General features: G+C 40.9%; 7 protein-coding genes and 1 tRNA gene. 6 read left to right on the top strand and 2 right to left on the bottom strand.

Annotated elements, in window-relative coordinates:
* The first annotated feature begins 69 nt into the window (after nt 1–69).
* Nucleotides 70–1275, top strand: a complete 1206-nt coding sequence (locus tag BN35_RS06660) for a CobW family GTP-binding protein (protein WP_028900913.1) — start codon at nt 70–72, stop codon at nt 1273–1275.
* Nucleotides 1276–1432: 157 nt separating this feature from the next.
* The gene (locus BN35_RS06665) at nt 1433–3100 is read left to right on the top strand and encodes a formate--tetrahydrofolate ligase (protein WP_028900912.1); all 1668 of its coding nucleotides are present in this window, start codon (nt 1433–1435) and stop codon (nt 3098–3100) included.
* A 69-nt stretch (nt 3101–3169) separates the two neighbouring features.
* Here the strand turns inward: BN35_RS06665 and BN35_RS06670 are convergent.
* Nucleotides 3170–3245 (bottom strand) — tRNA-Pro (locus tag BN35_RS06670).
* Nucleotides 3246–4217: 972 nt separating this feature from the next.
* On the opposite strand from BN35_RS06670, the gene BN35_RS06675 reads away from it, so the two are divergent.
* Nucleotides 4218–6194 (top strand): KUP/HAK/KT family potassium transporter, encoded by a 1977-nt coding sequence (locus BN35_RS06675; RefSeq protein ID WP_025071886.1) that lies wholly within the window; start codon nt 4218–4220, stop codon nt 6192–6194.
* Between the two features lie 134 nt (nt 6195–6328).
* Here BN35_RS06675 and kdsB read toward each other — a convergent pair whose 3' ends face one another.
* Nucleotides 6329–7075: a 3-deoxy-manno-octulosonate cytidylyltransferase gene (gene kdsB / locus BN35_RS06680; protein WP_025071887.1), complete on the bottom strand. Its 747-nt coding sequence runs from the start codon at nt 7073–7075 to the stop codon at nt 6329–6331.
* A 105-nt stretch (nt 7076–7180) separates the two neighbouring features.
* On the opposite strand from kdsB, the gene BN35_RS06685 reads away from it, so the two are divergent.
* From BN35_RS06685 to BN35_RS06695, 3 genes are all read left to right on the top strand, one after another.
* Complete coding sequence (locus BN35_RS06685; RefSeq protein ID WP_234396658.1) at nt 7181–8314, top strand: MORN repeat-containing protein; 1134 nt, start codon at nt 7181–7183, stop codon at nt 8312–8314.
* Between the two features lie 45 nt (nt 8315–8359).
* On the top strand, nt 8360–10432 hold the full coding sequence (locus BN35_RS06690; RefSeq protein ID WP_025071889.1) for an alpha amylase C-terminal domain-containing protein: 2073 nt from the start codon (nt 8360–8362) through the stop codon (nt 10430–10432).
* A gap of 47 nt (nt 10433–10479) precedes the next feature.
* On the top strand, nt 10480–11631 hold a 1152-nt coding region (locus BN35_RS06695), incomplete at its 3' end, for a DUF6057 family protein (protein WP_257009481.1).

Here is an 11631-nt window from a genome sequence, read left to right on the forward strand (position 1 = left end):
AATTCCAATAAGGTGAGAATTCAAGAATTTTGTCTACATTTGCATGAACAATGTAAAATATAAGAAGAAATGAAAATACAAGAAATTCCTGTTTTATTGCTTACAGGATATTTGGGAAGTGGCAAGACCACTTTGGTGAATCGCATTTTATCAAATAAGAAAGGTATCAAGTTCGCTGTTATTGTCAACGATATTGGAGAAGTCAATATCGATGCCGACCTGATTGAACAGGGTGGCGTCGTGGGTCAGAAAGACGATAGTTTGGTGGCTCTTCAAAATGGTTGTATCTGTTGCACACTGAAGGTAGACCTGATAGAACAACTGAATGACATTGTTCGGATGAATAAGTTCGATTATATTGTTATTGAGGCAAGTGGCATTTGTGAGCCAGCTCCGATAGCTCAAACTATCTGTGCATATCCCGAACTGTATCCTCATTTGGCTAAAAACGGCATTGCGAAACTGGATGCTATAGTCACTGTGGTTGATGCCTTGCGGTTGCGCGATGAGTTTAATGTTGGAGACGACTTGCTGAAGCAAAACATTGATGACGATGATTTAGAGCGGTTAGTCATCGAACAAATTGAATTTTGTAACTTTATCGTGCTGAACAAAGCGGCAGAAGTGAGCGCAGCGGAGTTGGAAAAGGTGAAGAAGATTATCCGTGCTATCCAACCCAAGGCACAAATCTTGACCTGTAACTATGGTGATATCGATTTAGATTTAATCCTTCATACAGATATGTTCGATTTTGAAAAGGTGGCTACCTCTGCCAGTTGGATAGCAGAGATAGAAAATCACGGTGACACTGAGCCTTCTCATACGGCGCAGGAGCATCATCACCATCATCACCACCACCACGATGAACATGAGGGAATTGAGAATGAAGAGAGTGGAGAGGCACTCGAATATCATATAGAAACGTTTGTCTATTATCGACGTCCCCCGTTTAATCTCGGATTGTTCGATGATTTTGTCGCTCGTCGTTGGCCTAAGAACATTATTCGTTGCAAGGGAATTTGTTATTTTCACGATGAAAAAGATAAATGTTATGTTTTTGAACAGGCAGGTAAACAGGTTCAAATTCGCGATGCTGGGCAGTGGTATGCTACCATGCCAGCTGAACAACTGCAAAAGTACATGGCGCAGAACCCTGGACTTCAGCGTGATTGGGACGAACAATATGGTGACCGCATGCAGAAGTTAGTGTTCATTGGGCAAAATCTTGACAAGGAAGAAATGATAAGAGAACTTGATCAGTGTCTCGATGAGTAGCACCAATGACGCCTGTCTCAAATCTTGTCCTCATCAGTACTTTCATACTTTTTTTAACGGTATGAAAGGCAAATAATAGGTAAAAAGGTTGCACCTTGAAGTTTTTTCAAGTAAATTTGGAGCATCTAATATGTCAAACTTAAGCTAATCAATTAAAATGAAAACAGACTCAGAAATTGCTCATGAAGCAAAATTAAACCTTATTGGTGACATCGCACGTCAAATTAATATTCCAGAGGATGATTTAGAACCTTATGGAAAGTATATGGCAAAAGTGCCTTACACCCTGATTGATGATGAGAAGGTAAAAAAATCCAATCTTATTTTGGTGACTTCTATTACACCTACTAAAACAGGAAATGGTAAAACAACGGTCAGTGTCGGGCTGGCATTGGGAATGAACAGGATTGGAAAGAAAGCCATTGTTGCTTTGCGCGAACCCTCTTTAGGTCCTTGTTTTGGAATGAAAGGTGGAGCTGCAGGTGGAGGTTATGCACAGGTGCTGCCAATGGAGAAGATAAATCTTCACTTCACAGGCGACTTTCATGCCATTACTTCGGCTAATAATATGATTTCAGCCTTGTTGGATAACTATTGTTACCAACATCGTGACGAGGGCTTCGCCTTAAAGGAAGTGCTTTGGAGACGAGTTCTGGATGTGAACGATCGCAACTTGCGTAACATTATCACAGGATTGGGTGGACGTACCGACGGCATTGTTTCTGAGTCAGGCTTTGATATTACGCCTGCCTCTGAAATTATGGCAATCCTTTGTTTGGCTCAGGATGAAGATGATTTGTTGAGACGAATTGAGAATATCCTTTTGGGCTTTACCATTGAAGGAAAGCCTTTTACAGTGAAAGACCTCGGTGTAGCAGGTGCCATTACCGCTATTTTGCATGATGCTATTCATCCAAACTTAGTTCAGACCATAGAGAACACACCTGCCTTTATCCATGGTGGACCTTTCGCCAATATCGCACACGGTTGTAACAGTGTCATGGCAACTAAGATGGCGATGACCTTTGGAGAGTATGCTATTACAGAGGGAGGATTCGGTGCTGATTTAGGAGCAGAGAAATTCTTTGATATCAAATGTCGTAAGGCAGGTATTTCTCCTAAACTGACGGTGTTAGTAGCTACCGCACAAGCGTTGAAAATGCACGGTGGCATTGATATATCGTCTATCAAGGAACCGCATATTGAAGGAATTAAGCAAGGCTTTGCCAACATGGACAAACACATTCACAACCTTCAATCCTTTGGTCAGACAGTGGTTGTCTGCATCAATCGATTCCCAACGGATACTGATGAGGAATTACAGTTGATTCAAGAGCATTGCCAAAAGTTAGGCGTGGGTTGTGCTATCAATACCGCCTTCGTTGACGGAGGAAAAGGAGCAGAAGCATTGGCACGTTTGGTTGTGGACACAATTGCGCAAAAGCCTTCGACACCGCTGAAGATGTTGTATGATGATAGCGACTCGGTAGAAGATAAAGTACGCAAGATTGCTTTGCAACTTTATGGAGCACGTGACGTTATTCTCAAGCCTGCTGCCAAGAAGATGTTGAGTCGTATTGAGGAATTGGGGTGCGCTCACTTCCCTGTATGTATTGCAAAAACACAATACTCTTTCTCTGAAGATGCGAAAGCCTATGGAATGCCAACCAATTTTGACATTACTATTCGTGACTTCGTTATTAACAAGGGGGCAGAGATGATAGTGGCGATTGCAGGAAACATTATGCGCATGCCAGGTTTACCCAAGGTTCCATCAGCCGAAAACATTTCTGTTGTCAATGGTGAAATTCAGGGCTTGTCCTAAAAACGAAATCGAATGATTCACAATAAAAAAGCACTTCGTACGAAAAGTATGAAGTGCTTTTTGAGTTGTTGGTCGGGATGAGGCGACTCGAACGCCCGACCCCTACGTCCCGAACGTAGTGCGCTACCAACTGCGCTACATCCCGTAAGTTGATTCTTGTGGTTCAATCAACTCTATCTTCTTTAGCATTTGCAAAGGTATAGTAATTTTTTGAAAATCGCAAAACATCGTCTGCTTATTTCCTTTTGCTTGTATGGCTCTTCCGTTTACGAAACGTTGTTCGCTTTGAAAAACAATCTTTTTTCTTTTGTTTCAATAAGCATTATCTTTCAATGTGAGGAGTCGTGTCTTTTCATCTTGTCTTTTTGGATGGTGACATTCAGTTGCTTTTGTCCTGTAATTTTACCAAAAAACGACCATCTAAAATCTTCAAAATAGAAAAAATCAATAGGTAAACGATATGCAAAAATGGGCTGATTTTAACAAAATAGATGTCTTTTCAGGCTGGAGCATTGATTTAACGGGCTTGGAAACATACATTAGCGGTGTTATTCACATACTATAACAGCATTAAAGCATGCAAATTGTAGGCTTATCTCAATGTTTCAATCGCCAAAAAAGGATGAAAACAGGAAGAAAAAGAGCAGAGTTATACGTAACAAGTTTAATAACAAGAGGTTATAAAACTTTTCCATAACTCGCGTATTTGCGACCAACTTTGATGTTGGTTGTCTACACGCGAGTTATGAGAGGCACTTTGTAAAGAAAATTCAGTATTTATTTTCCTTCCATGCAGCGTGATATCAATTGTTCTAATGCTGTTTTTGAGACGTTTTTCGTCGTACAAATATCACTCAGAGAAAGAGCCGTGATCGACAGAGTGCGGGCTTTGTTGTCCCATCGTGACAAGGCGCTTAACCATACGTTTTAACAGGGTTCATACAAAGGGTTGAATCTCCCCTGATTTCGAACCTGCTCAATTGTATGCGCAGCAGTCTATCTATCTTTTCGTAATAGGTGTGAAAATCGTGAAAATTAAAATGACAAAAAATTGTTGGTTCTGTTTTTTTAGTATATTTGCAGCCAAATTTTGAAGTAGAACTAACTTGTATTCTATATGGTACTTTCTCCTGATGACAAGCGTGTGACGCATAGTGGTTTGAGTTTCATAGGTGTTGTCGTAACGTTAGGTATTGTTTTTGGCGACATTGGTACTTCGCCACTGTATGTCATGAAGGCAATTGTTACGGCTGGTAGTGTTATCAATGCCCAATATATCATAGGTGCTGTATCTTGTGTTATTTGGACGTTGACGCTGCAAACTACGGTTAAATATGTGCTTATTGCGCTTCGTGCCGATAACAAAGGCGAAGGAGGTATCTTGGCTCTGTATGCGCTTATCAAGCGACATAGTCCAAAATGGCTTTACCTGTTGGCTATCATTGGGGCGAGTACGTTGGTTGCTGATGGCATTATTACACCATCGATTACGGTGCTGTCTGCCATTGAGGGATTGAAGGTTTACGAACCCAGTACGCCTACTGTACCCATTTGTCTTTGCATCATTACGGTGTTGTTTGCCATACAACAGTTTGGTACAAATGCTATTGGTCGGTTTTTTGGACCCCTCATGTTCGTATGGTTTGCCATGATGGGGGTGTTAGGCCTTGGTCACATCGCTGATTTCCTGCCCATACTCAAGGCATTCAATCCATATTATGCGTTAGAGCTTTTAACACACGACCCCAAGTGGTTCCTCATTCTTGGCGCTGTTTTCCTGTGTACTACGGGTGCTGAGGCTCTTTATTCCGACCTTGGTCATTGTGGCGCACAAAACATACGTGTGAGTTGGGCGTTTGTTAAATTGATGCTCATCCTCAACTACTTAGGACAAGGTGCGTGGATTATCAGTCATGCAGACAGTCTTGTTCCTGGTATCAACCCTTTCTTCGCAATCATGCCCCACAGTATTCTCTTTTTTGGCATTATCATGGCGACAATTGCAGCCGTCATTGCCAGTCAAGCTCTTATTAGTGGTTCGTTCACTATTTTCAGTGAGGCAATGAATTTGAAGTTTTGGCCCAGACAGAAGATAAAATATACTACCGACGTTAAAGGTCAACTGTATGTACCTTTTGTAAATATGGCTCTCTATGTGCTTTGCGTTCTCGTCATTCTGTTTTTCCAAAACTCAGGAAACATGGAGGCTGCCTACGGCTTAGCCATTACTATAACGATGCTCATGACCACCTTCCTGCTTTTTGCCTATTTGCATATGCGTAGGGTGTCACCTTTGTTGATTCTGCCCTTTGTCATCTTTTTTGTAGGAATTGAAGGGATTTTCTTTATTGCCAACATGTTCAAGTTTGTTCATGGCGGATGGGTAACGATGCTCATGGCTGGTGTCATGTTCTCTGTGATGTATGTATGGTACAATGCGCGCCTTATTCGGGGGCAGCAGGTCAACGTACGTGATGTAAGAGATTGGTATGACGTTATTTCTGATATTAAGAAAGATACCACTATTGCTAAGTCTAATACAAACATAGTCTATCTTAGCAAGCTTTCTGGAACCTACGAAATAGAGCAAAAAATTCTATATTCTATCATCCACAAGCATCCCGTTCGAGCCGACCACTATATATTATTGCACATCAATTATCAGGATGAGCCTTCAACGCTTGAATATGAGTTTACCACGCTTATCCCTGATACGCTCTATCGCATCAATTTGAATTTAGGATTTCGCATACAACCCTTGGTGAATCTTTATTTTCGGCAAATTATTGAGGAGTTAGTGGCTCGCAAAGAGTTTACAATCGACAGCAGCTATCCATCGCTCAGAAAGCATCACATTCCTGCCAATTTTACCTTTGTCATCATTAATCGAATTTATGCAGCTCTCAATCACTTCTCTCAGAAAGAGCGCATTATCATGGGATTATATTCGCTCATTTCGCACATAAAACTAAGCATGACACATGCGTTGGGGCTTGATACAAGTAACGTATTGATCGAAAATGTGCCATTGGTGGTGAAGCCTCATCGCCAGCGTGTCATCCGCCGAATCGACAACAGCGACGACGTTAAATGAACTGGCTAAAAGGAAGTTGCATGAAGGAGAGCGAAAAATGATTGTTCATGAACAGATAACTGAAGAATGAACAATCTATCCACTTTCTCACATCTCTTGGCAATATAGAGATCTAATGTGAAGGTTGGCTAACTTCAGTCTTGTTTGTTAGCAAGGAAACGCTCTGCTCTTTGCAGGTCTTCAGGTGTGTCGATGCCAATGGTGTCTATATTCGTGATTGCCACCTTGATGCGATAACCATTCTGCAACCAACGTAATTGTTCTAAACTTTCTGCCAATTCTAAAGATGATTGTGGAAGTTGAGTGATTTGCTTCAACACCTCTTTGCGATAAGCGTAAACGCCCAAGTGTTTTAGAAATGGAAATTGCACGAACCACTGTTCGTTGTTTTTATTGCGAATAAAAGGAATGACCGAACGTGAAAAATACATGGCATATCCCTGATTGTTAAGCACAATCTTCGGAGAGTTGGGGTTTTCAACGGCTTTTTGATTTTCAAACGGTTTACCCAACGTTGCTATCTGTGTATTAGAATCGTCAAAACATTGACATAGTGAAGCGATTTGTTCTTTTTGTATAAAGGGCTCGTCACCCTGTATATTTAGGATGACATCACAGGTAGGTTGTAATATCTCTACCGCCTCTTGTATTCTGTCGGTTCCGCTTTGGTGATTTTTACTGGTCATAACCGCTTTTCCGTCAAATGATAAGACGGTGTCGTAAATACGCTGGTCGTCTGTGGCAACGTAGGTTTCATGCAACACGGCGGAAACTTGTTCGTACACATGTTGGATGACGGGTTTGTGGTTGAGCAAAGCCAGTGGTTTACCGGGAAAACGAGTAGACGAATATCGTGCTGGAATGATGCCAATGAATTTCATGATGTCTTAGTTTTGAAAGTACAAAGTTACTAAATTTTACTAATAGTCTTTGCAGTTTCGACAAAAATAAGTACTTTTGAAAATCTTACTAAATTATATTTGAAAGTGAAAAAAGGACTATTATCTCTTATTTTATTCATATTACCATTTCAAGTTTTTGCTCAAAAATTAACTTTAGGCTCTTGTACAATCTCAGAAGGACAGGGCTCAAACCGAATTACGGGACAATATAAAGGAGAAATGTCTGCGGGTAAACCTCAGGGAAAAGGTAGCGTAAAGTATCAAAATGGAAATACGTATGAAGGGGAATTTGTGAAAGGAAAACGCCAAGGTTATGGCATATACACTTTTGCAGATGGTGAGAAGTATGAAGGACAGTGGTTTCAAAACCAACAACATGGTCAAGGTACTTATTATTTTGCCAACAATAATAAATATGTAGGGCTATGGTTTCGAGATTATCAACAGGGACATGGCATCATGTACTATTATAATGGTGACAAGTATGAAGGCTCGTGGTATCAGGATAAAAGACAGGGAAAGGGAACTTATGTCTTTTCCACTGGCGCTTATTATAAAGGACAGTGGCAGAACGATGAGAAAAATGGTAAAGGAGTCTTTTATTGGGGGGACGGTTCTTCGTACGATGGTCAATGGATGAACAACGTTCGAGAAGGCAAAGGCGTCTACAAGTATGCAGATGGTGATGTGTATTCGGGCGACTGGAAAGGAGACATTCAGGACGGAAAAGGCATCTATAAATTTCAAAAAGGCGACTTGTATGAAGGGCAATATGTGCAAGGAGAAAGAACGGGAGAGGGAATCTTCAGACTTGCCAATGGCGATAAATACACGGGGACATTTAAGTCGGGAGAACGAGATGGCTTGGGAACAATGACATGGAAAAACGGTGATAGATATACAGGCTACTGGAAGAACGACCAGCAAAATGGTAAAGGAAAACTGACGAAGAAAAATGGCGATGTCTTTGAAGGTAACTTTAAGAAAGGAAAGGTGGATGGAGAAGTGATTATCCACTATGCCGACGGTAGTAAATACAAAGGGATGTACAAAAACGGGAAACGTAATGGCCCTGCAATTGAAGAGAACAAAGACGGCAAACGATTTGAAGGCTCTTACGTTGACGACCGAAGAGATGGAAAGTTTGTAGAAAAAGACCGCAATGGAAAAGTTATTACGCAGGGACGCTATGAGCATGGACGTCGCTATGTAAATTGATTAAATGAATTGTCGTATTACCTTAAAATAAGAATTTGATTAACGATGAAAAAAGAAACGAATCAAAAAAAGAGAGTTTTGGAGCAATCTGCGTTACATGGATATCAGATGAAGCCATTGGAGTTAATCAAAAACGACCCCTACTTAGAGCCTTATGAAACGGCAATCAGGGGAAGATATGAGTTTGCATTGGCTACCGAAAAAAGGCTCACGCGACAAGGAAAAAGTACACTGAGCGACTTTGCGTCTGGTTATCTCTATTTTGGATTGCATCGCACACATGATGGTTGGGTTTTCAGAGAGTGGGCTCCCAATGCTACAGCACTTTATTTGGTGGGCGATTTTAATGACTGGCAAGAGTTGAGTACTTATCAAGCGCATCGTATAGAAGGTACTGGGAACTGGGAACTCCAATTACCGTTGGATGCCATACAGCATGGTCAACTTTATAAAATGCACGTTTATTGGAATGGAGGAAAGGGAGAGCGCATTCCAGCGTGGGCAACTCGGGTAGTACAGGATTCAAAGACCTCTATTTTCTCGGCACAAGTATGGAGTCCAGAGACGGACTATCAATGGAAAGACAAAGGATATAAAGCTGTCAGCGGACCACTGTTCATCTATGAGTGCCACATAGGAATGGCACAAAATGCAGAAAAAGTGGGGACGTACACAGAATTTAAGGAGAACGTATTGCCTCGTATTGTGGCGGATGGATATAACTGCATACAGATTATGGCGATACAGGAGCATCCTTATTACGGCTCTTTTGGTTATCACGTCAGTTCTTTTTTTGCTCCATCTTCAAGATTTGGAACGCCAGAAGAGCTCAAAGACCTTATTGACACAGCCCATCAGCACGGCATTGCTGTGATTATGGATATTGTGCATAGTCATGCCGTTAAAAATGAATTGGAGGGTTTGGGAAATTTGGCAGGTGACCCAAACCAGTATTTCCTTTCAGGCAGTCGGCGTGAACATCCAGCATGGGACAGCTTATGCTTTGACTATGGCAGGGATGAAGTCATCCATTTCTTATTATCAAATTGTAAATACTGGTTGGAAGAGTTCCATTTTGATGGATTTCGGTTTGATGGTGTCACCTCTATGATTTACTATAGCCATGGGCTTGGGGAAGCTTTTACTAACTACGGAGATTATTTTAACGGACATCAAGACGGCAATGCCATTTGCTATCTTACACTTGCGAATCTTTTGATACATCAAGTTCGCCCCCATGCCATTACTATTGCTGAAGAGGTAAGTGGTATGCCAGGTTTAGCAGCTCCTGTTTCGAGTGGTGGTTATGGATTTGACTACCGCATGGCAATGAATATTCCCGACTTTTGGATCAAGACAATCAAAGAGCTGAAAGACGAAGATTGGAAACCCAGTTCTATTTTCTGGGAAGTGACAAATCGTAGAGCAGACGAGAAAACAATTTCCTATTGTGAAAGTCACGACCAAGCATTGGTGGGAGACAAGACAATTATTTTCCGCCTGATAGATGCTGATATGTACTGGCATTTCAAGAAAGGTGACGAAAATGCAATAGTTCATCGAGGGATAGCTCTTCATAAAATGATTCGATTGATGACCGCTTCCACGATAAATGGTGGTTATCTTAACTTTATGGGGAATGAGTTTGGACACCCCGAGTGGATAGATTTTCCACGTGAAGGCAATGGGTGGAGCTATCAATATGCGAAGCGACAATGGAATTTGGCAGATAATTTAGAATTAGGATACCACTATTTAGGCGACTTTGACAAAGCGATGATTCAGTTATTGAAATCAGAAAAGAATTATCAACAGAAGGAAATAAAGGAAATATGGCATCAGGATGGTGACCAAATCTTGTGTTTTATGCGTGGAGATCTTGTTTTTGTTTTCAATTTCTCACCCACTCAATCCTATGTTGATTACGGATTCCTTACTCCTCCAGGCTCTTATCGGGTTGTGCTGAATACGGATACGCCAGCATTTGGTGGCAATGGACTGAATGATGATAGCGTAGAACACCTCACAGTTTTTGATGCCTTGTATCAAAGCGAGAAAAAGGAGTGGTTGAAACTGTATATACCTGCACGTTGCGCAATGGTATTGAGGAAAGACTAAGAGACCGATTTGGCGCATCGCATTAAACCATTATAGAAATTAAGACATTGGCTACCTATCATATTCCAAATCAGAAAAAATCGTTGCTGCCCTGTATTTTGTGCAGTGTGGTGTTCTGTTGTTTTACTTTTATTTATCTGTTTTCGTATCAATGTGATGTGTTGGCGGTTACACAGCACGTGCTATCAGACGGACAGACGTATTATGATAAAACAATTGGAGCGATTCTCATTACAGTTGTCTTATATCTTTTACACATCAGTATCTTTTGGTTTTTTAGATTATCAAGGATAGGATATGCGCTTACCTTTTTTCCCTCGTTGTTACTCCTTACGGCTTTAACAGATATAGATACAGAGAAAATCTATCATCATTCTGCTCTTGGGGCTTGGTGGTGGGTAATTCCACTTTTGTTACTTCTGTGCTTCTTTGCATTAAGGTACTTAAAACAAAAGGTTTCATATAAGGTAACTCAAGCATCGTACAATGTCTTGTCTCGTCCGATGTGGATCAACTTGTTGTCTTTGGTGGTGATGTTTTGTATGGTCTGCACCTTTAGTAATCATGACAAATTCTACCATTATCGTGCAAAAATGGAAGTAGCCATACATGAACATCGGTTCGAAGATGCGCTGAAGGTAGGAGAAAATTCGCTGTACACAGATTCAAGTTTAGTGATGCTTCGTGCTTATGCGCTCTCTAAAGTAAAAAGATTAGGTGAAGATTTATTTGAATATCCATTGCAAGGCGGTTCAGAAGCGTTGCTGCCAAACGGAGAGAGTGTCAAAATGCTGATGTTACCAACCAATGAAATTCAGCATTATTTAGGGAAGTCCATGAAGTCATCCATGAAGGTTGTGCCTTATTTAGAGTTCTTAGAACGACATCATTTGGGTAAATCCGTCATAGGTGATTATTTGTTGTGTGCCTATCTGTTGGATAAGCGACTGGATGATTTCGTGAAGTTGTTGCCGAAGTATTATGAAATCAATGCCAGTCTGCCAAAACATTATAGAGAGGCTTTAATACTTTATACGCACCTTCGTTCCCAACCTTCTGTGACTTATACTAATAATGTGATGGATGCTGACTATGAGGACTATCAAACTATCGCAAAAAAATATCCCAACACCTTAGTGAGAAAAACCAATGTGCGGGACATTTATGGTAAGACTTATTGGTATTACTACCAATATTCT

Origin of the sequence: Hoylesella timonensis 4401737 = DSM 22865 = JCM 15640 (genome assembly GCF_000455445.1) — a bacterium.
Lineage (GTDB): Bacteria > Bacteroidota > Bacteroidia > Bacteroidales > Bacteroidaceae > Prevotella > Prevotella timonensis.

Coding starts and splice junctions, on each gene's coding strand:
- BN35_RS06665 (WP_028900912.1), top strand. CDS start 1,433: ATGAAAACAGACTCAGAAATTGCTCATGAAGCAAAATTAAACCTTATT.
- BN35_RS06660 (WP_028900913.1), top strand. CDS start 70: ATGAAAATACAAGAAATTCCTGTTTTATTGCTTACAGGATATTTGGGA.
- BN35_RS06690 (WP_025071889.1), top strand. CDS start 8,360: ATGAAAAAAGAAACGAATCAAAAAAAGAGAGTTTTGGAGCAATCTGCG.
- BN35_RS06675 (WP_025071886.1), top strand. CDS start 4,218: ATGGTACTTTCTCCTGATGACAAGCGTGTGACGCATAGTGGTTTGAGT.
- kdsB (WP_025071887.1), bottom strand. CDS start 7,075: ATGAAATTCATTGGCATCATTCCAGCACGATATTCGTCTACTCGTTTT.